The following is a 24,809-nucleotide window of genomic DNA, read 5'->3' on the forward strand; positions in this document are numbered from 1 at the left end:
GCTGCCTGGCAATCCACTACCGAACGGATGTGCGCCGATCCGCGTGACGCCGCGCGAGGACAAGCAGCACCACTGCCAGAACAACCGCCCACAGGACGTATCCAAGCCCCAACACCTCAGGCGATGCTACGTCATACTGCACCAGTTTGACGAAGCTGGGCCACATTCCTTCCATGACGATGTCACCTGCCCCGGGATCTTCCATACGCACTCCGATCGGAATGAACAGCATGAACAGCGCGGCTCCGACTTCATAAACAACGTATGTGCAGAACAGGCCGAGGACCGGTGCGCCCCATCTGAGCGACCAGAGCTTTTCGTCAGAACTGATTGTGATCACCGACCATACGATCACCAGTGAGCAGACTAACTGGAGGAGCACGCTTGCGATTACCAGTATGACCGCATTGGTCCACGCCTGCTGAAGAATCTGGTCAATGACGTAGCGCGCAGGTTCGGCGCCGACGTAATACAGGACGGCAAGCAGCGTGAACACGGCGGTCACGATCAGTGACAGCACGCCGACGATAAGTGCGTACAGGAGTTTTCCACTCAAAAGTGTTGATGTGCGCACCGGAATGGTCTGCGTGAATGAGCCCTGTCGCCCATACATTGATGTCCAGTAGTTGAGGATGCATATCAGCGCCTGCACTGCAAGCAGCCCGCCGATTGCCACCACTGCGAGTACCAGGGAAGTTTGCTTCAACACTGGAATTTTCAGCGCATCTGCGCCGATTGCTGTGCCCAGCAGCAATGCTGCCACGACAGGCATGACGCACAGCTGGCGCCACGTTGCTTTCGCGTCATAGCGGATAATTGTCCAGATCATCGTGCATACACCTTTCTAAACAGAGTGTCGAGGTCCGTGCCGTGTTCTTCTCGCAGATCATCAACGTGTCCCGCCAGCAGGATCTTCCCCTGGCGCATGAAGATTGCGTAGTCAATGATCGGCTCGATGTCGCGGATCAGGTGTGTGGACAGGATCATGAGGGCGTCGGGGTCAAAACCTGTGAGCACGCCGCGCATAATAATGTCGCGCGCCGCCGGGTCAACCCCTGATATCGGCTCATCGAGCAGGTGGACTTTTGCCCGTCTGGACATGGTGAGTGCCACTTGCGCCTTTTCGCGCATACCTTTTGACATCTCTCGGAAGCGTTTGTTGTGTGGCAGTTCGAAGAAATCGATCATCTCAGAAGCCTGAGCGCGGTCGAAGTCGTCGAAGAAGTCGGCGTACATGCTGATCGCCTCATCGGCTGTCAGGCTGGTTGGCAGCGCCGATTCGTCCGGCAGGTAGGAGGTGATGGCTTTGGACTGCGGGCCGGGCGCATGGCCGTGGATGGCGACGTTCCCCTCGTAACCGGACAGTATTCCTGCCAGGATTTTCAGAAGTGTCGTTTTCCCAGACCCGTTGTCCCCCATCAGGCCAACGATCTGCCCGGGCTCAATGGCGAAAGATATATCGTTGAGCGCCGGCCATTGTCCGTATTTTTTCGTCAGGTGCGCAACCTCAATTGCGTGCGTTGTCATGAGGATCCTTTGCGTGTTTCTGTTCATTGCCGAGGGCGACTGTGTCAGGTCCATACGTATTCCACTGGGAATTGATCAGCTCAGTGATCGTGTTCTTGTCACATCCAAGTGCTTTCATCTGTGCGATGAATTCAGCTGTTATCTGGTGTGCAAGGTAGTCGCGATGCTGCTTGATCACGTCCTGGTCGTCTGTCACAAAGCGTCCGGCAGTGCGATTCGATTGTGTCAGGCCGTCCTCGTCAGCACGGGTGAGTGCTCGTTGGACGGTGTTCGGATTGACGGTGAATTCTGCGGCCAGTTCTCTGACGCTCGGTACTTTTTCTCCGGGCTTCCACTGGCCGGAAACAATACGCTGCGTAAACTCTTCGACCAGTTGGATCCAGATTGGCCGAGAATCTCCGCTCATTTGCATGTCTCCCTCCCTCCATCTGTATCACTGTATTAATACAGTAACACAGTTTGGATGGGGGTGGCAATAGTCGATCTCTGAAATCCGACAGGCTCCAGATGCACACGGGTGCTGTCATACTTCGGTTATGGATGAGTTCCCCTTCAGCGTTGAGGATATTCGGGCCCGCGCAGGCGATAAGGTTTTCGACCGTGCACGCCCCTATATGCCTTTCGTGATGGATGTACATATAGAAGAGCACGGGGCCAACGCCTCTGTACGAGGCACCTCACTGTACGACGTTGATCTGCTGTGGGAAGATGACGGACCCCTGGATGGGGCGTGCAGCTGCCCGCATGGCAAGGCCGGACACTTCTGCAAACATCAATGCGCGCTTGCTCTGGTTCTACTCGAACACGGCCAACCAGTAGATTCTGGAACGCCTTCACTGCCTCGAGAACTCCTTGACACGTCAGAGCTGGCCGAAAAGCTTATCCAATCAGTCGACCAGCAACTCCTCCAGCATTACTCCAAAATGGCGGCCGCACTTCCTCCTGTCGGCCAGCTCTTCGCCACAGCGTGGAGTTTCAATTTTGGGTCCCCCGAGCAGTCTGCGGCGCTCGTACAGCAGACGTATAGCCGGATCTTTCTCTGCTACGGGAAACCCTCCTGGGTCGACCTCGCTGCAAACAGACACGAGATAGTGTCACTCGGTCTGCAGATGAAGATGCTGATCACCGTTGGATTAACCGACGGGCTGGAACAGATCTGCCACAACGCACTTGCCGATTTCAAACGACTGGTCTTCGACGATCCACACGACGACGCTCGTGAATGGGCCGATCACCTGCAGACGATTTTCGAAGTGATGCTGGTCTGGATATGGATGGCCACGATGCTCGAAAAGGAAGCCGGCCGTAAAACAGCCCACTATTTCGTCGAGAATTACGAATGGCGGGAAGCCTCAGCTAGAGACATCATCCCTATCCTGGGCGAGGAAGCGACGGCTGCCTATCGCGACTACCTGATCGAATGCAGACATGAGAAAATCCAGGTCGAAAGCGCCGAGAACTCTCTCTTACGCGACTTGGCACTGTGCCAGGATGACATTCCCCTGCTGCGCATGTGCGCGACGCAGGGCGATCGCTTCGCTTACAGCATGTTCTTTAACGATCTACAGGCCATCGACCGGCCGGATCTGGCCGCTGACGTCGTGGCGCGCGCCCATCAGGCACACGCCATCAGCACCGACGCGACCCAAGGTTACTCGCCGTTCCTCATTCCCCTTCGCGAGGCGGTGCTGTGCTGCCTGGCAGCCAAACGCATACGCACCGCACTTGCCATCGCACGAACCGCTTTCACCTCGACGCCAAGTGTCGGGTTCCAGAATCTTTTGCTTACATGCGGCGAACAAGCGCATAAGCGCTCCCGTGTCCTCCAACAAGTCATCGAGTGGATTGCGCAGCAGCCCTGGACGGACGCAGACATACCCATTGACCTTGCGCTGGCTGAAGGTGACAGGGAACGGGCGTGGGACTATGCGAATCGCTGGGGCGTCAACGAGCGGTGGATGATGCTGGCTCTAAGCAAGGACCAGCCGCGTCCTTGCGAGGCAATCCGTCTGGCAGTTGAGCGCATTGAACGGGACAAGTGGAGCTTGGAGGATGACTCGCCTCAGCCGGTATTGAAACTACTGTGTACGTACGCCCGCCAGTGGCAGCACGACCACCCCGATCAGCCAGTCATGCAGATGCTCTCCCAGCAGTTGCAGTATTACTACGGCACCGACGAGATGCTGCAATCAGTTTGCGCTGAAGACGACGAGGACGAAGATGACGACTGATCGGTGCTCAAACAGAGCGTTGCTACAACCCCGCATGACGCACAAAAGTGAAGATCGCTGTCATCACCATCTGTGTGGCAATCGCCGCCAGCAGCAAACCGGCGATCTTCGTCAGGATCATGATGCCACCCTGGCCCAGGAATTTGGCCAGCTCAACGGAAAAACGCATCGTCAGCCAAATCACCACGTGCATCAGCACGACAGCCAGGGCAACTGCCACCCACCCGGAGATCGTCTTACCGGAATTCGTCACCGCCACCATGACGGCAACGATTGCGCCCGGACCGGCCAGGAGGGGCGTGCCCAGCGGAACCAGCGCGACGTTGACATTGTGATCCCCGGTGTCAGGTTCGTCTTGGTCTTTTTCCGTCAGCAACTCCATCGCCACCAGGAACAACAGGAAACCGCCCGACAGTTGCAGCGATTCAGTGGAAATCTCCAGGAACTGCAAAATGTACTGTCCGATCGCAGCGAACAGCAGGATCACACCCAGCGAGGTGACCGTGGCCTGCACTGCGGCGCGCCTCTTGTCGGCCACCGAATAGCGCCCCGTGAGCGACAAAAACACCGGGACCGTCCCAATCGGGTCCATGATGACAAACAGCTTCGTAAACGTCGTGGCGAGCAAACCGATATTGAGGATCTCAGCGACGTTCACGGGCGTACGACCTCCAGGCTGGCTTGTTCTTCCACTGCCCGATAAACATACTCTGATGTCAGATTTTCTCCAAGCTGGTTCGGCTTTCCGTGGCCGTGATAGTCCGACGATCCTGTCACATGCAGTCCCAGCCGATCCGCGATGCGCTCCACTTCCTCACGAGCAGCAGCGTCGTGGTCGCGGTGGTCACGTTCCAGACCGAATAAACCGGCTTCTGCCATGTCAGCAATGACGTCTTCGCTCAGGATTCGCTGCCTCGCCCTCGCCCTCGGATGTGCCAGAACGGGGACACCGCCCGCGCGACGAATCAGACGAACGGTATCAACCGGGTCAGGAGCCCAGTAGTGCACGTAGTACTTCAACGAGGGATGCAGGGCTCCGTCAAATGCAGCCCCGCGATCAGGGAACACACCTGCCTCGACCAATGCGTCAGCAATGTGAGGGCGCCCCACCGGCACGTTCTCGCCCCGCGTCTGCGCAACGACAGCGTCCCACGTGATCGGAAAGTCTGCCGACAGGTTCTGCACAATCTTGCGTGCCCGTTCCTCGCGCGATTCCCGCGAGCGCCGCATCGTCTCAACCAGCTCAGGGAACGAGGGGTCAGGCATGTACGCCAGCACGTGAGCACTGATCCCGTTCGACGCTGTGGACATTTCAATGCCACGCATGAGCGCCACCCCGGTGCGCTCCACCATCGCCGCCGCGTCCTCCCACCCGGCGGTCGTGTCGTGATCAGTCAGCCCCACCACGTCCAGGCCCACGCGGGATGCAGCCATCATGAGTTGAGCGGGAGTGTCCGTCCCATCCGAGCAGGCCGAGTGAGTATGCGGGTCAATGCGGATCATGTATGTACCGTATCGGCACACGCGCGCTAAGGAAAACTGGAGGGCTCAGCGCAGCATTGATCGCTGAAAGTGAGAACATAGAAGCATGAGTGAGAACGAAACCGAAACTGAACAATCAACTGATCAAACGATGGCTGACCGCGGCAATACGCGCTCGCGCCGTCCCACCTCAGAGGCGTTCCGCGCTTTCATCGGCTCGAACTGGGGTCCTCGTCCCAGTGACCTGCCCGAACAAGGCGGAGCAGCGGACTACCTGGCAGCCCGGCACCAACTTGCCGGGGCACCCTTTGCCGGACAGCGCCTGGTTATTCCAGCCGGCACCTACAAGGTACGTTCCAATGACTGCGACTACCGTTTCCGTGCACATTCAGCGTTCGCGCACCTGTCCGGCCTGGGTGGGGAAAAAGAGCCTGACACCGTCCTCGTCCTCGACCCCATTGACGAGGGTGACGCGTCGGGCGCTACCCATGAAGCTGTCCTGTACTTCAAGCCGCGCGCCTCACGATCCTCAGAGGAGTTCTACGCTGATTCACGCTACGGCGAATTCTGGGTGGGAGCACGCCCGTCGATCGCTGAGATGGAAGCAATGACCGGCCTCAGGTGCGCGCATATCGACACGCTGCGCGACGCGCTGGCTAAAGATGCCGGCCAGGTTCAGCTGCGCATCGTGCCCGGCGTTGACGCGAACGTGGAAGCAATGGTTAACGAGGTGCGCCAGCAGGCGGGGCTACCCGTCGGCGGGGACGCACTGCCCGATGATGAGAAGCTCCAGGAGCATCTGTCTGAGATCCGCCTCAAGAAGGATGAATACGAGCTGTCGGAACTGCGCCACGCGGTTGAGGTCACCAAACAGGGTTTTGATGACATTATCCGCAGCCTGCCTCGCGCCGTCGGACACCGCCGTGGGGAGCGCGTCATTGAAGGTGCATTCGGTGCTGTCGCCCGCGAGGAGGGCAACGGCCTGGGCTATGAAACAATCGCCGCTTCCGGTAATCACGCAAACACTCTGCACTGGATTGACAATGACGGTCCCGTTCGCGAGGGCGACCTGGTTCTGGTCGACGCCGGCATCGAAGTCGACTCCCTCTACACCGCCGACATCACCCGGACACTGCCTGTCAACGGCATCTTCACCGAACCGCAGAAGAAGGTCTACCAGGCTGTGCTCGATGCGTGTGAAGCAGCCTTGAAGCGTGCAGGGCAACCGAACACCCGTTTCCGCGATATTCATGACGCGGCGATGGAGGTACTGGCGGATCGCCTCGAGCAGTGGGGCATTCTGCCGGTCAGCGCGAAGGAGTCACTGTCCAGTGAAGGCCAGCAGCACCGCCGGTGGATGCCGCACGGCACGTCTCACCACCTGGGTCTCGACGTGCATGACTGCGCGCAGGCTCGTCGCGAGCTGTATCAGGATGCGCTGCTGGAGCCAGGTATGACCTTCACCATTGAGCCGGGACTGTACTTCCGTGCCGACGACCTCGCTGTTCCCGAGGAGCTGCGCGGAATCGGCGTGCGTATTGAAGATGACGTGCAGGTCAACGCTGATGGTTCAGTGACCCGCATTTCCGAGGACATTCCCCGCACCATCGACGATGTCGAAGCGTGGATTGCCGAGGTGCAGGCCAGCGGCAAGTAACCGCTGACCGTTCGCACGAAGGCGGGGGCTACTGCTGAGCGGTGTCCCCGCCTTCTTTGCTGGGCGCCGCCCACGGGTCGACCGATTCATTCCGTGGAGCCTCGTCCGCCTGTTCCTGGTCTTGCTCGCGCTGTCCTTCTTCCAGGCGTACACCGAAACGTGGCTGTTCATCAGCACGTGAGCCGTACTCAGTCGGACCAGTCGGTTCCGGGCGCTGCCTGCGCTGACGGATCGGCTGGATCAGGTTGCCACGCGTATTTTGCAGCAACTTGTAGGCCTCTTCAATCTGCGCCGCTGCCAGCACCGCGTAGCGTGAGGCTACGGTCTGTGAATGCGACGTGAAATCTCGACGCGACCCTGTCAGCGCGTAGAACAGCACCGACATGATGACACCGATCAGTGCGCCACCACCCAGCGACAGCAGCATGAACGGCAACATGTTGCTTTGGAGTGAAAAGGACATCAGCAGTCCAATGAACGCGCCCCACAATGCGCCCGACGCAGCGCCCGACGCAGCGACCTTCCCGGTCGTCAGCTTGCCGGTCACACGCTCCACCATGTGCAGGTCCGTGCCGACAATCGTGATGAACTGAACATCGAATCCCTGATCACTCAGATAGTCAACCGCATCTGACGCTTCCATATAGGTCTTGTATGAGCCAACCTCTGTACCGGATGGCATTGTTGGCGCAAGGAGCGCCGAACCGTGGCGGCGTGCCATTTTTAATCCTCTTTCACATCACACCATAAAGTTTTCCTGCGCCTCGTGAAACCTCACATCACCTGACGCGTATGAATTCAGCCTAGACTGATTGTGTGAATACTGCTGCTCCAACCACCGTGACGCCCGGACGTCGCCGCATCTTCGTCGCCAAGCTTGCCGGCACAGGCGTTTTTGACCCGTTGGGTGAAAAAGTTGGCACCATCCATGACGTCGTCGTGGCCATGCGACTCAAGACCCCGGCGAACGTCATCGGCTTCGTCATCGAGGTCGGACCGCGTCGCAGGATCTTCCTGCCTTTCACTCGCGTCACCTCCATCGAATCCGGAGCTGTTATCATCACGGGCCTGCTGAATCTGCGCCGCTTCAATCAGCGGCCAGCTGAAGCACTCGTCATTTCCCAGCTCTTCGATCGCATCATCACAATGAACGATGGCAGCGGCGAAGCTAAAATCCTCGACGTGGCGATGGAGCAGCGTCGCCCTCGTGACTGGGTGCTCACCAAACTGCACGTCCAGCGTCAGCGCCTCAACACGTTGGGATTCCGCCGCGGAGGCGAAACCCTGACCGTCGATATTCCACAAACCACCGGACTCTTCATTGCCGACTCCGACCAGACCGCCACCGCACTCATCCAATACACCGAGGACATGAAGGCAGCTGACCTGGCGGACTTCCTGCATGACCTGCCCGCTGACCGCCAGCTCGCGGTCGCTCAGGAACTGCCTGAACACCGACTGGCCGACGTGCTCGAAGAACTCGGTGATGATGACCGCGTGCAAATCGTGTCCGCATTGGAGACTGGACGCGCCGCCGACATCCTCGACGAAATGCAGCCTGACGACGCGGCCGACCTGATCTCTGAGCTGCCTGATCCGATTGCGCAATCCCTGCTGGCTCGGATGGGTCCCGAAGAAGCACAGGACGTGCGAAGGCTGCTGACCTATGCCGAATCAACGGCCGGCTCGCTGATGACCACCGAGCCCGTCATCCTCGGCCCTGACGCAACCGTGGCGCAGATGCTGGCCGCTGTGCGGCGCACTGACCTGCCCGCATCGCTGGCATCCATCGTGTGTGTCACGCGCCCACCCCAGGAAACACCGACCGGCTCGTTCCTGGGGGTTGTGCACATCCAGCGCGCGCTGCGTGAACCACCCCAAACACTGCTGGGAACGATCCTCGATGATGACATTGAGGCCGTCTCCCCCACCGTTCACATCGCGACAGTCACTCGTCTGATGGCAACGTACAACCTGTCTCTGGTGCCCGTCACCGACGAGGACGACGTTCTTCTGGGCGCTGTCTCCGTTGATGACGTCCTGGACGCGTTGCTGCCGACCGACTGGCGTGACTTTGATGATGACGTGACCGACAAGTTGATGGCAAGGAGCATCGATGGCTGACCGTTTGGACACACCCGCTGACCGCCGCCGCAGGCTCCCGCGCATCAACCTCGAATCGGAAGGAATGGGGCGCGCAGCCGAACGCCTCGCGCGTTTTTCCGGCACCCCGCAGTTCATCGTCTATCTGACGGTGTTCGTCGCCCTGTGGATCGGCTGGAACACTCTGGCGCCCGACAGGCTCCAATTCGACAAGGCAGAACTTGGTTTCACCGCACTGACGCTGATGCTGTCACTGCAGGCATCGTACTCGGCACCTCTGATCCTGCTGGCGCAGAACCGTCAGGACGATCGTGACCGCGTACAGGCCGAGCAGGACCGGCAGCGCGCCGAACGCAACCTGACGGACACGGAATACCTCACGCGCGAGATCGCCGGTTTGCGTTTGAGCCTGCAGGATATGGCCACCCGCGACTTCGTACGCTCCGAACTTCGTGACATGCTCGACGAACTCCAGGAAGGCAACGGAACCGACGAGGCGTCCCTACGCGCCCGGATCCGCGCCGAACTGGAGGACGAAGTCCGCCAGGAAGTGACCCAACAGGTCCGCGCCGAACTGGCTGGGCAGAAGGACGCCTAGCATTATCCGTCCCCGTGTGGCGTGACCCACCTGGCGAGTTTGTGTCGGCCAAGTACGATGGATTACATGTCTGAAACGTCCATTGAACACGCTGTCCACTCCGCTCTTGAAACGGTGATGGATCCGGAACTGCACCGCCCGGTCACCGACCTCAACATGATTGACGAGGTCCGTATCGACGGGACCACCGCTCATATCGGTGTCCTGCTGACCACTGCGGGCTGTCCCCTCCACGAGACGATCACGCGCGACATCAAGGCTGCGGTGGGTGCCGTTGACGGTATCGAAACCGTCGAGGTCACGATGGGCGTCATGAATGACGAGCAAAAGAAAGCTTTACGTGAAAAGCTCAACGGCGGGAAGGCCGAACGCGAGATCCTCTTCAACAAGCCCGATTCACTCACCCGCATCATTGCGGTCACATCCGGCAAGGGCGGGGTTGGCAAGTCGTCCATGACGGCGAACCTGGCCGGAGCAATGGCGTCCGCCGGCCTGAAAGTTGGCGTCCTCGACGCTGACATTTATGGCTTCTCCATTCCGCGCATGATGGGCGTGGTTCATGAGCCGCAGGTTCTGGACGGCATGATCATTCCGCCGATCGGTGCCGGCGGCGTCAAGGTTGTCTCAATCGGCATGTTTGTTCCGGACGGCCAGGCTGTCGTGTGGCGCGGACCGATGCTACACCGCGCACTCCAGCAGTTCCTCGCGGACGTATTCTGGGGTGACCTGGACGTTCTGCTCATCGATATGCCTCCCGGCACCGGTGATGTGGCAATCTCCATCGCACAACTGCTGCCAACCTCTGAAATCCTGGTCGTCACCACTCCGCAGGTTGCGGCGGCAGAGGTTGCGGAACGTGCCGGCTCCATCGCAGCGCAGACCCAGCAGCACGTCCTCGGCGTCATCGAGAACATGTCCTACCTGGTCCAGCCGGACGGGTCGCGCCTCGAAGTGTTCGGCACCGGCGGCGGCGAATCCGTATCGGCACGCCTGAGTGCACAACTCGGATACGACGTGCCGCTCCTGGCCCAGATTCCGCTCGACATTCACTTGCGCGAGGGCGGCGACTCCGGCTCCCCCATCGTCCTGAGTGGCGAAGGTGACGCAGCAACCGTCTTGAAAACGGTGGGCGCGCTGCTGGGACAGCGCAAGCGCGGACTGGCCGGAATGCACCTGAACGTGACACCTGCACAGGGAGGGCGCCTCGGATAGCGCGGCACGTGAAATCACCAGCCGCCGTTCAATCAAGGTAGGCTTGAGGACAACGTGAATGATTCATGTGGGTGTGGGAGGACGTCGTGACATCAGATAAAGCGCAAACCTGGGTTTTTTCAGAAGAATACGTCAGCGAATCTGAGACCATTCGGCGCGCGCGCGACGTTGCCATCGAGCTGGGAGCTGAGCCTATTTCAACAGGTGTCGGCGCAACGCTGCGGATGCTTGCCTCGTGCACCGGAGCGAAAGCTGTCCTGGAAATCGGCACGGGTGCAGGTGTGTCAGGCCTGTGGATGCTTGAGGGGATTCCGACCAACGGTGTGCTCACCACAATTGACGTGGAACCTGAATTCCATCGTCATGCCCGCCGCGCATTTGAATCGGCCGGCCGGGGTTCCGGCCACACACGCCTGATCTCTGGCAGGGCGCTTGATGTACTGCCCCGCATGGCAGCCGGTGCCTACGACATGATCGTCATTGACGCTGACGTGAAGGAAACGCCCGAATACCTCGACCATGCGCTGCGCATCCTCCGCCCAGGCGGCACAGCGGCGGTGGTACACGCATTGTGGCATGACCGAGTCGCAGATCCGGCCCGCCGTGACGAGGAAACCGTTGTCATGCGTGAAGTGATTCGCGTGATGGGTGAAACGGAGGATTTCGTCACCTCGCTGCTTCCGGTCGGTGACGGCGTCCTGGTTGCTGTCAAAGCCTGACCGGACATAAACGAAGGGTCTCACCATGCGTCTGCCGCACGATGAGACCCCTTGGTCCAGCTACACGTCACACAGCCTGTGACAGTGCCTCGGAGAGGTCTTTCGCCTCCTCAGGCGTGAGCTCGATGACCAGCCGCCCGCCACCTTCACTGGGAATACGCATCACAATGCCGCGCCCTTCTTTGGTGGCCTCGAGGGGACCGTCACCAGTCCGAGGTTTCATGGCTGCCATGTCTCACGCTCCTTGGTATGGTTTTCACTGCTGCCGACACGCAATCTGCGCTTGGCAGTGGACACATCCATTCTACCGTGACTGCCGCAAAATGGGATGCGCACAGGCGAAATTACGCTGAAAAATCACTCTTTCGTGCGTTCACGAATGATGGCGACAGCTTCACGCGGATCGTCAACGAGCGTGAACAGGTCCGGGTCACCGGGCGAAATCGCACCGTGAGTCACCATTGTGGAACGTACCCACTCGACCAGCCCACCCCAGTAGTCTGACCCGATCAAGACCAACGGAAATGCCTGGACCTTGCCGGTCTGCACCAGCGTGACCGCTTCGAACAGTTCATCCATCGTGCCAAAACCACCGGGCATGACGATGAATCCACACGAATACTTCACGAACATGGTCTTACGGGCGAAGAAGTAGCGGAAGTTGATCCCCATGTTCACCCACTGGTTCATTGCCTGCTCCATCGGCAGCTCAATGCCCAGGCCGACGGAAGCCCCGCCCGCTTCAAAAGCACCTTTGTTCGCCGCCGCCATCGCCCCCGGACCACCGCCGGTGATGACGGCATATCCCGATTCGACCAGCAGTCGGCCAATCATCTGCGCGTATTCCCAATACGGATCGTCTTCCTGCGTGCGTGCCGAACCGAAGACCGACACAGCCGGCCCCAGCTCGCTCAGCGCTCCGAACCCTTCAACGAACTCCGCCTGGATCCTCAGCACGCGCCACGGGTCTTCATGCACCCAGTCAGTGTCTTTCTGTGGCCGCAGCAAGCGCGTTTCCGAGGTTTCCTTCGGTATCTGGTTTCCTCGCAGCATAACGGGGCCGCGCATATAGGTGCGTTTGTGGGGATGGTTTTCCTGACTTTCCATCAACCTCTCCTTGGTGTGATCGGCATGTCAGCGACGTTGCCCGATTGTTTACAGAAAAATAATAGGTCCTCGTTGTAGCGTTATCCTCATGACCCGATCTGACGTTCACACTCACGGCACCTGCGACGACTCTGCCGACCCCACACCTGGTGAACTTGCGCGGCACGCAGCGGACACCATTGCGCGCCGCTCCGGCATCGACCACCACGACATTGCGCTCGTGCTGGGATCAGGATGGGGCGGAGCAGCCGACCTGATCGGTGAAACAATCAGCGAAATCCCTGCAGCAGAAGTGCCGGGCTTCTTTGCTCCCGCAGTGGCTGGCCACGTTCCCGTCATGCGCTCAATTCGGGTGCACGGATCTGACACAGTCGCCCTCGTCCTGGGTTCACGAACGCACTACTACGAAGGCAAAGGAGTGCGAGCGGTTGCCCACGGGATGAGGACGGCAGCGGCCGCAGGAGCTCGCACCGTCGTCCTGACCAACGGGTGTGGAGGGCTGAACCCACAGTGGAGCCCCGGCCAGGCGGTTCTGATCCGCGACCATATCAATCTCACCGGCGCTTCCCCGCTGGAGGGCGCTACATTTGTCGACCTGACCGACCTGTATTCGCAGCGTCTGCGCACTGTCGCTCACACGATTGACCCGACCTTGCCTGAAGGCGTGTATGTCCAGTTCCCCGGCCCACACTATGAAACCCCCGCCGAAGTGAAGATGGCAGGGATCCTGGGCGGCGACCTGGTGGGCATGTCCACCACGCTCGAGGCGATAGCGGCGCGCGAAGCCGGCATGGAGATCCTCGGCATCTCACTCATGACGAATCTGGCAGCAGGAATCTCACCTGAACCCCTCTCGCATGCCGAGGTGATCGCAGCCGGTCAGGAGGCCGCTCCCAGAATTGCGCGCCTCTTGGCTGATATCGTTCAGGCAATCGCAACTGATGCTGAGTGATAGCGGAAGGACTGACAGTGACACACATGGATATCGACGTTGAAGCTGTTCGCCGGTGGATTGACGACGATCCTGACGAGGCGACCGCACGCGAGCTGACGGATCTGCTTGAGCAGTCCGCCACTAGCGAGGATGCGCGCATTGAACTGGCCGACCGTTTCAAGGGCCTCCTCGAATTCGGAACAGCCGGGCTGCGCGGCCATCTCGGAGGCGGGCCGAACAGAATGAACCGCGCTGTCGTCATTCGCGCTGCAGCCGGCCTCATGGAGGTTCTCAAGCGCCATGCGGGCCCTGACTTTTCGATCGTCATCGGCTGCGATGCCCGATATGGGTCGCGCCAGTTCGCCCTCGATACGGCGGGGGTTGCTACCGCAGCCGGCGGCACTGCCTACGTCCTGCCGCTCGCCATGCCCACGCCCCTGACAGCGTTCGCATTGCGCCACCTGGAAGCCGATGCGGCAGTGATGGTGACGGCCTCGCACAACCCGGCCGAAGATAACGGCTACAAGGTCTACCTGGGTGGGCGCGTGGTCACAGATTCTGGTCAGGGCTCTCAGATCGTCCCGCCTTTCGATGCGGAAATTTTCGAGGCGATCCAGGCCGTCACCTCTGTTCGTGACGTTCCGCGCGCCCAGTCAGGCTGGCATGAACTCGACGACTCAATCGTGGAAGCCTATCTGGATCGAGTCACCTCACTGGTGACGGGCGGGCCAGAAAATGCGCAGCTACGCATCGTCGTGACCTCCATGCACGGTGTGGGCGGAGCAACGATGAGTGAAGCACTGCGCCGGCGCGGCTTTTCCGATGTTCACGTCGTTGCCCAGCAGCAGGATCCTGATCCGGATTTCCCGACCGTGCGTTTCCCCAATCCTGAAGAGCCGGGGGCACTGGACCTGGCGATGCAGCTGGCGCGCGACGTTAATGCCGACATCATCCTGGCGAACGATCCAGATGCTGACCGCTGCAGCGCCGCGCTTCCCGATCCCTCCATCGAGGGTGGCTGGAGGCAGTTGACCGGAGATCAGGTAGGCGCACTGCTGGGACTGCGGGCAGTCACGCAGGCACGTGGCGGCGAGGGCAACCCGACCGTTGCCAACTCGATTGTGTCCTCACGTCTGCTGTCGCGCATCGCGCAGACGCACGGCGTGACACACCGTGTCACACTGACCGGTTTCAAGTGGATTTCCCGCGTACCGAACCTGGTCTTCGGCTATGAAGAAGCTTTGGGATACTGCGTCGATCCGGGGTATGTGCGCGACAAGGACGGCATTTCAGCGTGCCTGCAGTTGGCGCGCTTTGCAGCAGAACGCAAGGCTGACGGCTCTTCTCTTCGGGCAGTTCTCGATGAGCTGGCCTGCGAGTTCGGCCTGTATGCGACCTCTCCCCTGACTATCCGTGTCGATGACCTGGCCACAATTACGACCGGTATGGCGAATCTGCGCGAGCGCGGTGTGGATTCGCTGGCCGGCTCCCCCGTCATCGAGACAACAGACCTGACGAACGGCTCTGAGCAGCTCGATCTGCCCGGTACGGATGCGCTTATTTTCCGCACCGAATCCGATGACCGCGTGGTGGCTCGCCCCTCGGGCACTGAGCCGAAGTTGAAGTGCTACTGCGAGGTTGTGATCCCTGTTTCGGATGGGAATGTGGACGCGGCCCGAACACAAGCCGCCGAGCGCCTCGAGCGGGTCAAAACTGACCTGCGCGCAGCGCTCGGCGTGTAGCGCAACCTAGTCGTCCAGGCCGTCCAGCACGGCCGCCGAGGAGGACAGGCCAAGCCGGGATGCGCCTGCTTCGATCATGGCAAGCGCGCTCTGAGCGTCGCGAATTCCGCCCGATGCCTTGACTCCCAGGCGGTCCCCCACGGTCTGACGCATGAGTTCAACGGCGTGGACCGAGGCACCACCTGAGGGGTGGAAACCGGTGGACGTCTTGACGAAGTCCGCTCCGGCAGCTTCTGCCTGCTTGCAGGTCTCCACGATTTCCTCATCGGTCAGGACGGCTGATTCGATGATGACTTTCAAAACCGAGTCGGGGCATGCTGCACGCACGGCCGCAATGTCGGCGCGCACACCATCCCAGTCTGCCTGCTTAACCAGCGCAAGGTTCACAACCATGTCAATCTCGTCAGCACCGTCACGAACGGCTTGAGCAGCTTCAGCGGCTTTCACCTCGGCCTTGTGCGCGCCGGAAGGGAATCCGCACACGCACGCCACGTGGAGTCCTTCAGGGGCGTCGATGGGCAGCATCGACGGTGACACGCACACGGAGTAGGTGCCCAGTTCCTGAGCCTGTGCAATCAGCGCGCGCACGTCCTGGTCCGTTGATTCCGGTTTGAGCAATGTGTGGTCGATCATCTGTGCGACGTCGGATCGAGTGGTCATGGTGTCTCCTTTTCAGTAGGTCAGGGCGCTACCACAAGGCTGGGCAGCGTCCAGTTTCCAAATTCTTGCCGAGGGTGCCCAGCGCGAGCCTGTGTGAACACGCTGGGAGAAGTAGTGATGACTTTCCCGCTGGATGGCTCGAAAACCACCCACTGCGAGTCAGTGGATTCCGCTGCGAGCACGGCGATGACGTGCCGAGGGATGAGGCGGTGCGCCCCCACGTAGACGAACGCATCGATTCCGCTGTTGACTGCCCGTTGAACCCGGTCAACACCCCCGCATTCCCATGGCGTCCAGCCGTAATGCACTCCTACCGCGCTTGATGCCAGTGAAGCCAGTGCCCACGGCGAGGTGCCTAAGGCCTGCGGCCACGGGATCCCCACCCGCGCGGCCTGAGCGTGCAGCGCAACCTGGATCCGGTCAACAGCATCGCGCCGAGCATTCAGATAGGCGTGCTGCGGTCCGCCCGCCCGCGCGGCAACCGCTGCAAGCGCGGCGATCCCGCACGTTGTGCCGTCAACCTGATGCGGCATGACTGCGGGAAGTGGCCGAGGGCGCGCGGTGTTCACTGAGGATCCACTCGACCCAGCACGACGGAGTCAGCACCGCCGCGGCGATCAGGGCCAATCGCGATGGCTCCCGACAGGGCTTCACGCGCCCGCTCGATTCGCTCAGGTGTCTGCGTGTGCAGCGTCAACAGCGGCTGCCCCTTCGTGACGGCCTCACCCGGTTTGGCGTGGATTTCGATGCCTGCTTCCGCCTGCACGGCATCTTCCTTGCGTGCGCGGCCAGCCCCCAGGCGCCACGAGGCCACACCGATCGAGAGTGCATCCATCGCGGTGACATATCCGGAAGCTTCGGCAGCAATGACTTCCGTGTGCTGGGCAGCCGGCAGCGCAGCGTCAGGATCCCCGCCCTGGCCTGCGACCATTTCACGCCACTTGTCCATCGCGCGGCCATCAGCGAGCGCTTCAGCCGGGTCAACGTCTCCTCGTCCAGCCTGACGCAGCATTTCGCGTGCCAGAGCAACGGTCAGTTCCACCACGTCAGAGGGTCCGCCACCGGCCAGGACCTCCACAGCTTCACGCACTTCCAGCGCGTTGCCGACAGTACGTCCCAGCGGCGTGGACATGTCGGTGAGCAGCGCACAGATCGACAGACCTGCATCTGAACCAAGGTCCACCATCGTGCGTGCCAGTTCGCGCGCATGGTCAATGTCTTTCATGAAGGCACCGGAGCCGACCTTCACGTCCAGCACCAGTGAGCTGGTGCCTTCAGCAATCTTCTTCGACATAATCGACGATGCGATCAGCGGAATACAGTCAACGGTTCCGGTCGTGTCACGCAGCGCGTACAGCTTGCGGTCAGCGGGAGCCAACCCGGACCCTGCCGCGCAGATCACTGCCCCAACCGTATCCAGCATGTGCATGATTTCGTCATTGCTCAGGTTCGCGCGCCACCCGGGGATCGATTCCATCTTGTCCAGGGTTCCGCCGGTGTGCCCCAGGCCGCGCCCGGACAGCTGCGGCACGGCCACGTCATACACCGCGACGAGAGGTGCCAGCGGCAGCGTGATCTTGTCACCGACACCGCCGGTGGAGTGCTTGTCACTGGTGGGGCGCCTCAGGCTGGAAAAGTCCATCCGTTCCCCGGAGCTCATCATGGCCTGCATCCAGCGCTCAATTTCACGGCGCTGCATCCCGTTGATGAAAATCGCCATCGCCAGTGCCGACATTTGCTCATCGGCAACGACGCCTCGCGTGTAGGCATCGATCACCCAGTCGATCTGCTGGTTGTCCAGCTCACCTCCGTCACGCTTGGCTGAGATGATGTCGACAACGTCAAACTGTTCAACGCTCATTTCTTCCTCCGTTCTCAGGGCCTTCCCCTGTCACTTCACGCACATTCCACGGGCCAAAGCCGCGCGGCAGTACCTCGTCCATCCGCATCAGGCCGCCAGGCATGGCGAGCATCAGGTCAGGGCCGCCATGTTCGAACAGGATCTGTCGGCACCGTCCGCATGGAGCGGTCGCCTCCTGGTGGGCATTGACGCACGCGAACGCGACCAGGTGCCCTCCACCTGTGTTGATCAGTTCAGATATCACGCCACATTCAGCGCACAGTGTCACACCGTACCCGGCGTTCTCAACGTTGCATCCCGACACGATTCGACCATCGTCGACGAGGGCGGCCGCGCCCACCGGATAGTGCGAATACGGGCAATAGGCTCGCTGCATGGCACTAACGGCTGCCTGGTGAAGGTCAACCCACGTCTGGTTTGTGATCTCCATAGTTCTCCCTTGCCGTTCCATTTCTAGTTTACGGGTAGGGAACGCCTTCTGCGGCTGGCGCGCGCACACGACCTACGAAGCCTGCAATCGCCAGAATCGTCACCACATAGGGGATCATCAGCATGATCTGTGACGGCATGGGTGATCCGATAATGGACAGCGTGTAGCCCAGGTTCATGGCGAAACCGAACAGCAGTGCTGCGGCCACTCCGCCGATCGGGGTCCAGCCGCCCAGAATCATGGCGGCCAGGGCGATGTAGCCGTTGCCCGATGCCATGTCCTTGGCGAATGCCAGGCCGTGCCCGATGGTGAAGAACGCACCGCCCAGGCCGGCCAGAGCGCCACCCAGGATCGCATTGTTGATGCGTGTCCTCATCACGTTGATGCCCACTGTGTCGGCCGCCTGCGGGTGCTCGCCGCACGCCCGCATACGCAGGCCCCATCGTGAGTGGAACAGCATGAACTGCAGCACTCCAACCACAACGTACATCGTGTACACCAAGATGGTCTGCTGGAACAGCACCGGGCCGATCAGGGGGATCCTGGACAGGATCGGAATCGAAATGACAGGCAGTGATACACCGGAGTTAAAGGCTTCGCGCGACTCCGCTGACACATTCAGCACCGTGGAGTAGAAGAAGCTGGTCAATCCCAATACCAGCACGTTCAGCACAACACCGACAATGATCTGGTCGACGCGGTATTTCAGTCCGAACAGCACCAGGAGCAGTGACACCAGCATGCCGGCGATCGGCGCGGCAATCAGGCCCACCCATGCGTTCCTGGCCAGCGAGGCGACGACCGCGCCGAGGAACGCTCCGAAAAGCAGCTGACCTTCAATGGCGATGTTGATGGTTCCGGAGCGCTCCCCCACCGTTCCGGCCATTGCGCCGAAAATCAATGGGACTGACAGGGTCAGTGCGCCCGCCAGCAATGTGACGATCGGGATGACGGTGTCGCGCCCCGCTCCAGCCCAGGTCAGGAACACGAGAATGAACAGTACGCCGACGATTGCATGCATCCACAGCGGAGTGCTCACGCGGCGCTGCCGCTGCATGAATGCGACGGCTGTCAGGGCTGCCAGAATCAGCGTGGCCACGATGGCGAAAGGCCGTGCAGGAACAGAGAAGTCCGGGATCGCCACGAAGTCCGAGGACCGTCCCAGCGCAAAGCGCGTGGAACTGTGGCAATAGAACGCCAACAGTGCGCTCAGTACCGCCGCCAGCGCGTAGGAAACAACAACTTTCACCGGCAGTGCGGGCTGCACAGACTGTGTAGTCGCTGTGGTGCTCATGCTGCCATCTCTTTCTTCGCGATACGGGAATGCGGCAGCGGTTCAGGCAAACGGAAAATCGCGCGAACCAGTGGCGGCGCGGCAATGAACAACACGATCGTGGACTGGATGACCAGGACAATGTCGATCGGAGTCTGCGTCGCAGTCTGCATAATCGCACCGCCCGCTTTCAGCGCGCCGAACAGCAATCCGGCCAGCACCGTACCCAGTGGGCGTGACTTGCCCAGCAGCGCCACGGTGATCGCATCAAAACCGATTGATGCGGCAATGCCGGTGGTCAGATAGCGTTCGGTGCCCAGAGCCGGGGCGGAACCAGCCAGACCGCACAGCGCACCAGAAACAATCATGACCAGCGTCGTCACTTTTTCAACGGAGATACCCGCTGTGCGTGCCGCCGCAGGATTCAGGCCCGTCGCGCGGAATTCGAACCCGATCGTTGAACGCTCCAGCAGCCACCACACGAACAGTGCAGCCGCCAGAGCAGCAATGAATCCGAAGTGCACACGGAAGGAATCTCCCAGCAGCCTGGGGTACATCGCTGTTTCGAGGACCGGCATGGATTTCGGGTTCGTGTTCCCCTCGCCAATGAACGAGGGCCGGGTCAGGACGTACCCGATCAGCAAACCGGCGATCGAGTTGAGCATGATCGTCGTGATGACTTCGTTCGCGCCGGTCTTCGCTTTCAGGATGCCGGCAATTCCGGACCACAGTGCACCGCCGAGGGCGGCTCCGCACATGGCTGCCAGCAAGTGAATCACGGGTGGCAGGTGCCAGGCGAATCCCACGTAGCTGCCGAAGATTGCACCGAGCACGACCTGCCCCTGCGCACCGATGTTGAACAGGCCTGCCCGAAATCCCACTGCCACACCCAGGCCCGCAAAGATCAGGGGAACCGAGTTGGTGAGGGTTTCGGTGATCGGCCGCCACATGCGTGCTGTGCTGGACGCTTTCCAGTCAAAGACTGCGCCGCGCAGCATCGCCTCGTAGGCGTCGCCCACTGCGGACCACAATGCGGCGAACGTGTCGACGGGGCGTGCGAAGAAATACCCGGCCGCTGTCTGAACGTTTGGGTTTGAAATGGCGATCAGCACTGATCCGACGACGAGTGCCACGACAACGGCCAGAACCGATACGAGCCAGGAGCCCGACATGACGCGTCGGATGAGGGAAGCCTGCGCACCGGAGCGGTCGGACACGTCTGGTGTTTCCTGTGCCTCTTTCACTGCTCCTCCTTTTCAGCCTGCTCGTCGGCAGCGCCCAGAATTGTTTCATGGTGAGCGGCCTGGCTGCGAGCTTCGTCGGCGGGCACACCCGCCATCATCAGTCCCAGCACGTCGCGCGGTGTATCGGCGGGGACGATGCCGACGATTCGTCCGCGATACATCACGGCGATCCGGTCAGCCAGCGCGACAACCTCGTCCAGTTCACTGGAGATGATCAGCACCGCGGTTCCTTCGTCACGCTCAGCAACAATGCGGCGGTGGACGAACTCGATCGATCCGACGTCCAGGCCGCGGGTCGGCTGCGAGGCCACCAGAAGGTCCAGGTCGCGCGAAATTTCACGTGCCAGCACGACTTTTTGCTGATTGCCGCCCGACAGAGTGGAGATCGGGTCAGAAACGTCGGTGACACGAATGTCGTACTCGTCAACTTTTTCGAGCGCGTTGGCGCGCACTTTCTTCGGATTTAACGACGGACCTGCGCCAAACTGCGCACTGTTCGAAATATCCAGGATGAGATTTTCGGCAATCGAGAAGCCTGCGATCATGCCGTCGGTCGAGCGATCCTCGGGCACGAACCCCATGCCGTGATGGATGCGCTGGCGCACACTCATCGGGGAGAGCTGCGCTCCTGACATTGTCATCGTCCCGGACGTCGGTGTTTCCAGTCCGAGCAGGCATTCAGCCAGTTCGGTCTGACCATTGCCCTGCACGCCGGCCACCGCCAGAATCTCTCCGCTGCGAATACTCAACGTCACATCATCGAGTGCAACTGCGCCCGCCGCATCAACCAGCGACAGTCCGTCCACATCCAGCACAACCTCGCCAGGTGAGGCCGGGCCTTTTTCCACCGTCAGATTCACGTCGCGGCCCACCATCATCGAGGCCAGCTCGTTCTCGCTTGAATCCGGAGCAGCTTCACCAACCACTTTTCCGCGCCGGATCACCGTGATGCGGTCCGCGATTGCGCGCACTTCGCGCAGCTTATGCGTGATGAAAACGATGGATGTGCCGTCCTCTTTCAGTCCGCGCATAATCTCAATAAGTTCATCGGTTTCCTGCGGGGTGAGCACGGCAGTCGGCTCATCGAGGATCAGCACTTTAGCTTCACGCGAGAGTGCCTTGATGATCTCCACGCGCTGCTGAGCTCCCACAGGCAGGTCTTCGATTCGTGCTTTCGGATTCACGTCGAATCCGAATCGGGCTGAGATTTCAGTCACCTTACGGGCGGCGGCGACCTCGTCGATCACTCCAAACGTGCCGGTGGGTTCGTAACCCAGGGCCACGGATTCGGCAACGGTGAATACGGGGACGAGCATAAAGTGCTGGTGCACCATGCCGATTCCGGCTGCCACAGCGTCGCCGGGACCTTTAAAGCGGACGGGTTCCCCGTCGATGAGGATTTCACCGGCATCTGGTTGGTACAGGCCGTACAGCACATTCATCAACGTTGATTTACCTGCGCCGTTTTCACCCAGCAGGGCGTGAATCTGACCAGGTTCAACGGTCAGATCAATATGGTCATTGGCGACGAGGGGCCCGAAAACCTTAGTGATGCCTCGTAGTTCGAGTTTCACTCGCTGACTCTTTTCTGAAAGAACGAAGATGCCGTCGCCACCTCATATTCGGTTGCGACGGCATCTTCATCATTCGGTCGGTGTTACACGCTCACAGAGAGCGCATCACTTTGCCGGGTCGTACTGCGTGGACACATCCAGTGATCCGTCCACAATCTGCTGCTTCAGCTCTTCGACCTTGTCCTTGAGTTCCTGAGAAACCTGGGAGTCCATGTCGTAGAACGGAGCCATCGCCACGCCCTTGTTCTTCAGGTTGCCAATGTATGGCGTGGAGGAGAAGTTGCCGTCCTTCGCGTCCTTGACAGTGTCGAACACGGCATTTCCGATTTCCTTGACGACGGACGTGAAGATGGCTGGATCGCCCACTGATTCGTGACCGTCAGCGTCAACCCACACTGCCTTCAGTTCGCTCTTGTTCGGTGCTGCGTTGATGGCTGACAGGGTGCCTGAGCCGATTGGGCCGGCAACCGGCATGATGATGTCGGCGCCCTGAGAGATGAATCCTTCAGTCAGAGTCTGTCCCTTATCGATTGAGGAGAAGTCGCCCACGAATGAACCGGTCTTCTTCTCGGTGTCCCACCCCAGAACCTGAATGGCACTGCCGTTGTCTTCGTTGTACTTCTCAACGCCCTTGGCGAAGCCTTCCATGAAGATCTGGACGGTCGGAATTTCCATGCCGCCGTAGGTTGCGACTGTGCCGCTCGTGGTGGTGCCGGCTGCAACATATCCGGCGAGGAACGCTGCCTCAGCCGTGTTGAAGATGAGCGGGCGGCCGTTTTCCAGTTCGATCGGGTTCTGCTGTGCGTCCTGGAACTGCGAGTCAACGAGTGCGAACTGGATATCCGGGTTGGCCTGTGCTGCCTCAGCCATGGTGATAGCCAGCTTGTATCCAACGCCGACGATCAGCGTGCATCCGTCCTGGATCATGGCGTCAACGTTGGTCTGGTAGTCACCGTCTGACGTTGATTCCGCGAACTTGACTTCCACGCCCAGTTCCTGGCCAGCGCGATCCATGCCTTCCTTACCGGATTCGTTGAAGGAGCGGTCGTCGAAGCCGCCTTCGTCAGAGACCATACAGGCCTTGACTTCACTGGAACCCGCTGCCTGACCGGACTGGCCGCCGGCTCCTGATGCCGGTTCGGTTGATCCGCTTGATGCTTCGGGTGCTGCGCCGCATCCTGCGAGCGCGAGCGCTGCGATCGCTGCAACAGCGCCTAGTTTGAAGCTCTTCGTCATAGTCTTCCTCTCACGAATATGGCATGCCCTCGGTGGACATGTCGTCGCTGCAGAATCCTCATAACGATAGCGCAAATCGTAAGGGCGTTTGGGCAAAATTACGGATTCTTGATCTAGATCATGTCCAGACGTCCGTTTTCACGCGCCAGCTCCACAACATGAGATACGTCCTGAGCGCGGTCATTGCTGACCACCAGAATCGCATCGTCCTGAACGACGACGGTCATGTTGTCCACCCCGACCAGCGCAATCATCTGATCGGTCGACGAGTGCACGCTGGTGCCCGGCGCATCAACGCGTACGACCGATCGCTCCGATTGGCCGAACGTGTTGAGCGAGGGATAGTCCCCCACGTCAGTCCACCCCAGATCCTGCGAAGGCACCACCGCGACGCGTCCGCGCGCGGCGAGCGGCTCGGCCAGGGCGTAGTCAATGGCGATCGATTCAATGGACTCCCATAGTTCTTCGCGCTCGTTCGGGTCGGTGTCAGGGTCCACGATCGCGTTCAAGGCGCGGTCCATCTGTGGATTCTCATGGGCGAGGGCGTCCCTGAGTGTGCCCGCCCGCACGATGAATATTCCAGCGTTCCACAGGTAGCCGTCCGTCACGTATCGCCGGGCGGTTGACTCGTTGGGCTTTTCCACGAATTCGCTGACTGTATAGGCGCCGCTGGCTCCCCCAAGTGCAGGCCCGGGATGGATATATCCGTACGCGGTCGATGGCGAGGTGGGCGCAATGCCAATCGTTGTCAGGTAACCGCTGCGGGCTGCCTGAACTGCCCGCCCGATCGCCTGGTGCAGCTGATCGGGGTGCGCGATGGCATGGTCAGCTGCAAATGAGCCGACAATCGCGTCCTGCCCAAAACGCCTGAGAATGGAGTAGGCTGCCCACCCGATCGCTGCCATCGAATTGCGTGGAGCCGGTTCCGCAAGGATTGTGCACTCGTCGTGCAGCTGGGCGGCGACAGCGTCACGATGCCTGGCGCCGGTGACGACCGTGATGGACCGGGAGACAGGCGTCAGCCTCGTCACTGTCTCCTGCAGCATGGAGCAGCCGCTGCCCGTCAGGTCGAGCAGGAATTTCGGGCGGTTTCGGCGCGACAGTGGCCACAGGCGTGTACCTGAGCCTCCAGCCGGAATAATCGCGTGAATGGTCGGGGCGATATGGGTCGTCATGGCTCCAGAATATGCATAAACCTCTGGCCGCTCCACGGCGACCG

Annotated in this window: 25 protein-coding genes; 8 read left to right on the forward strand and 17 right to left on the reverse strand. The window is 60.4% G+C overall.

The window, feature by feature from the left end; genetic code table 11:
• Window positions 1-16: 16 nt before the first annotated feature.
• Genes BN3002_RS00765 through BN3002_RS00775 form a run of 3 tightly spaced genes read right to left on the reverse strand, consistent with a single transcriptional unit; the run spans window position 17 to window position 1,933 of the window.
• Window positions 17-829, reverse strand: a complete 813-nt coding sequence (locus BN3002_RS00765; RefSeq protein WP_058236152.1) for a hypothetical protein — start codon at window positions 827-829, stop codon at window positions 17-19.
• Window positions 826-1,527 (reverse strand): ABC transporter ATP-binding protein, encoded by a 702-nt coding sequence (locus BN3002_RS00770; RefSeq protein ID WP_117394352.1) that lies wholly within the window; start codon window positions 1,525-1,527, stop codon window positions 826-828. Before BN3002_RS00770 ends, BN3002_RS00765 begins: the two co-directional genes overlap by 4 nt.
• On the reverse strand, window positions 1,508-1,933 hold the full coding sequence (locus BN3002_RS00775; protein ID WP_117394354.1) for a GntR family transcriptional regulator: 426 nt from the start codon (window positions 1,931-1,933) through the stop codon (window positions 1,508-1,510). The genes BN3002_RS00770 and BN3002_RS00775 overlap by 20 nt, the downstream gene beginning before the upstream one ends.
• 130 nt (window positions 1,934-2,063) lie before the next feature.
• Between BN3002_RS00775 and BN3002_RS00780 the strand changes: the two genes are divergently transcribed.
• Window positions 2,064-3,758, forward strand: a complete 1,695-nt coding sequence (locus tag BN3002_RS00780) for an SWIM zinc finger family protein (protein WP_058236155.1) — start codon at window positions 2,064-2,066, stop codon at window positions 3,756-3,758.
• Window positions 3,759-3,780: 22 nt separating this feature from the next.
• Here BN3002_RS00780 and BN3002_RS00785 read toward each other — a convergent pair whose 3' ends face one another.
• Window positions 3,781-4,416, reverse strand: coding sequence for a MarC family protein (locus BN3002_RS00785; protein WP_058236156.1), 636 nt, complete (start codon window positions 4,414-4,416; stop codon window positions 3,781-3,783).
• Window positions 4,413-5,261 (reverse strand): PHP domain-containing protein, encoded by an 849-nt coding sequence (locus tag BN3002_RS00790; protein ID WP_058236157.1) that lies wholly within the window; start codon window positions 5,259-5,261, stop codon window positions 4,413-4,415. Before BN3002_RS00790 ends, BN3002_RS00785 begins: the two co-directional genes overlap by 4 nt.
• Window positions 5,262-5,346: 85 nt before the next feature.
• Here BN3002_RS00790 and BN3002_RS00795 point away from each other — a divergent pair, with 85 nt between their 5' ends.
• The gene (locus tag BN3002_RS00795; protein WP_058236158.1) at window positions 5,347-6,897 is read left to right on the forward strand and encodes an aminopeptidase P family protein; all 1,551 of its coding nucleotides are present in this window, start codon (window positions 5,347-5,349) and stop codon (window positions 6,895-6,897) included.
• 28 nt (window positions 6,898-6,925) lie between these two features.
• Here the strand turns inward: BN3002_RS00795 and BN3002_RS00800 are convergent, their stop codons facing one another.
• The gene (locus BN3002_RS00800; protein ID WP_058236159.1) at window positions 6,926-7,618 is read right to left on the reverse strand and encodes a YflT domain-containing protein; all 693 of its coding nucleotides are present in this window, start codon (window positions 7,616-7,618) and stop codon (window positions 6,926-6,928) included.
• A gap of 95 nt (window positions 7,619-7,713) precedes the next feature.
• On the opposite strand from BN3002_RS00800, the gene BN3002_RS00805 reads away from it, so the two are divergent.
• The 4 genes from BN3002_RS00805 to BN3002_RS00820 all read left to right on the forward strand — a co-directional run bounded on the left by BN3002_RS00805 (window position 7,714) and on the right by BN3002_RS00820 (window position 11,529).
• Complete coding sequence (locus BN3002_RS00805) at window positions 7,714-9,021, forward strand: magnesium transporter MgtE N-terminal domain-containing protein (RefSeq protein WP_058236160.1); 1,308 nt, start codon at window positions 7,714-7,716, stop codon at window positions 9,019-9,021.
• On the forward strand, window positions 9,014-9,598 hold the full coding sequence (locus BN3002_RS00810) for a DUF1003 domain-containing protein (protein ID WP_058236161.1): 585 nt from the start codon (window positions 9,014-9,016) through the stop codon (window positions 9,596-9,598). The genes BN3002_RS00805 and BN3002_RS00810 overlap by 8 nt, the downstream gene beginning before the upstream one ends.
• Window positions 9,599-9,664: 66 nt before the next feature.
• Complete coding sequence (locus BN3002_RS00815) at window positions 9,665-10,810, forward strand: Mrp/NBP35 family ATP-binding protein (RefSeq protein WP_058236238.1); 1,146 nt, start codon at window positions 9,665-9,667, stop codon at window positions 10,808-10,810.
• 65 nt (window positions 10,811-10,875) lie between these two features.
• Window positions 10,876-11,529: an O-methyltransferase gene (locus tag BN3002_RS00820; RefSeq protein ID WP_058236162.1), complete on the forward strand. Its 654-nt coding sequence runs from the start codon at window positions 10,876-10,878 to the stop codon at window positions 11,527-11,529.
• A 67-nt stretch (window positions 11,530-11,596) separates the two neighbouring features.
• On the opposite strand, the gene BN3002_RS10685 is transcribed toward BN3002_RS00820, so the two are convergent.
• Complete coding sequence (locus BN3002_RS10685; RefSeq protein WP_070725565.1) at window positions 11,597-11,761, reverse strand: DUF3117 domain-containing protein; 165 nt, start codon at window positions 11,759-11,761, stop codon at window positions 11,597-11,599.
• Between the two features lie 125 nt (window positions 11,762-11,886).
• Complete coding sequence (locus BN3002_RS00825) at window positions 11,887-12,636, reverse strand: LOG family protein (RefSeq protein WP_058236163.1); 750 nt, start codon at window positions 12,634-12,636, stop codon at window positions 11,887-11,889.
• An 88-nt stretch (window positions 12,637-12,724) separates the two neighbouring features.
• On the opposite strand from BN3002_RS00825, the gene BN3002_RS00830 reads away from it, so the two are divergent.
• Window positions 12,725-13,588 (forward strand): purine-nucleoside phosphorylase, encoded by an 864-nt coding sequence (locus BN3002_RS00830; RefSeq protein ID WP_058236164.1) that lies wholly within the window; start codon window positions 12,725-12,727, stop codon window positions 13,586-13,588.
• A gap of 26 nt (window positions 13,589-13,614) precedes the next feature.
• On the forward strand, window positions 13,615-15,312 hold the full coding sequence (locus tag BN3002_RS00835) for a phospho-sugar mutase (protein WP_058236165.1): 1,698 nt from the start codon (window positions 13,615-13,617) through the stop codon (window positions 15,310-15,312).
• Between the two features lie 6 nt (window positions 15,313-15,318).
• Here BN3002_RS00835 and deoC read toward each other — a convergent pair whose 3' ends face one another.
• The 9 genes from deoC to BN3002_RS00880 all read right to left on the reverse strand — a co-directional run bounded on the left by deoC (window position 15,319) and on the right by BN3002_RS00880 (window position 24,765).
• Complete coding sequence (gene deoC / locus BN3002_RS00840; protein ID WP_058236166.1) at window positions 15,319-15,972, reverse strand: deoxyribose-phosphate aldolase; 654 nt, start codon at window positions 15,970-15,972, stop codon at window positions 15,319-15,321.
• Window positions 15,973-15,992: 20 nt separating this feature from the next.
• The gene (locus tag BN3002_RS00845) at window positions 15,993-16,541 is read right to left on the reverse strand and encodes a hypothetical protein (protein ID WP_058236167.1); all 549 of its coding nucleotides are present in this window, start codon (window positions 16,539-16,541) and stop codon (window positions 15,993-15,995) included.
• Window positions 16,538-17,833, reverse strand: coding sequence for a thymidine phosphorylase (locus BN3002_RS00850; RefSeq protein ID WP_058236168.1), 1,296 nt, complete (start codon window positions 17,831-17,833; stop codon window positions 16,538-16,540). Before BN3002_RS00850 ends, BN3002_RS00845 begins: the two co-directional genes overlap by 4 nt.
• A complete protein-coding gene (locus BN3002_RS00855; RefSeq protein ID WP_257525362.1) occupies window positions 17,823-18,263 on the reverse strand; it encodes a cytidine deaminase in 441 nt (146 codons plus the stop codon). Before BN3002_RS00855 ends, BN3002_RS00850 begins: the two co-directional genes overlap by 11 nt.
• Window positions 18,264-18,291: 28 nt before the next feature.
• Window positions 18,292-19,557: an ABC transporter permease gene (locus BN3002_RS00860; RefSeq protein WP_058236170.1), complete on the reverse strand. Its 1,266-nt coding sequence runs from the start codon at window positions 19,555-19,557 to the stop codon at window positions 18,292-18,294.
• Entirely contained in the window at window positions 19,554-20,753 is a 1,200-nt protein-coding gene (locus tag BN3002_RS00865; RefSeq protein ID WP_443592059.1) for an ABC transporter permease, read from the reverse strand. The genes BN3002_RS00860 and BN3002_RS00865 overlap by 4 nt, the downstream gene beginning before the upstream one ends.
• Before the next feature lie 23 nt (window positions 20,754-20,776).
• Window positions 20,777-22,354, reverse strand: coding sequence for an ABC transporter ATP-binding protein (locus BN3002_RS00870; protein ID WP_058236172.1), 1,578 nt, complete (start codon window positions 22,352-22,354; stop codon window positions 20,777-20,779).
• A 105-nt stretch (window positions 22,355-22,459) separates the two neighbouring features.
• Entirely contained in the window at window positions 22,460-23,590 is a 1,131-nt protein-coding gene (locus BN3002_RS00875) for a BMP family lipoprotein (RefSeq protein WP_058236173.1), read from the reverse strand.
• Between the two features lie 113 nt (window positions 23,591-23,703).
• The gene (locus tag BN3002_RS00880) at window positions 23,704-24,765 is read right to left on the reverse strand and encodes a mannose-1-phosphate guanylyltransferase (protein WP_058236174.1); all 1,062 of its coding nucleotides are present in this window, start codon (window positions 24,763-24,765) and stop codon (window positions 23,704-23,706) included.
• Window positions 24,766-24,809: the final 44 nt, after the last annotated feature.

The sequence above is a fragment of the Actinomyces ihuae genome (assembly GCF_001457875.1).
Classification (GTDB): Bacteria; Actinomycetota; Actinomycetes; order Actinomycetales; family Actinomycetaceae; genus Pauljensenia; species Pauljensenia radingae_A.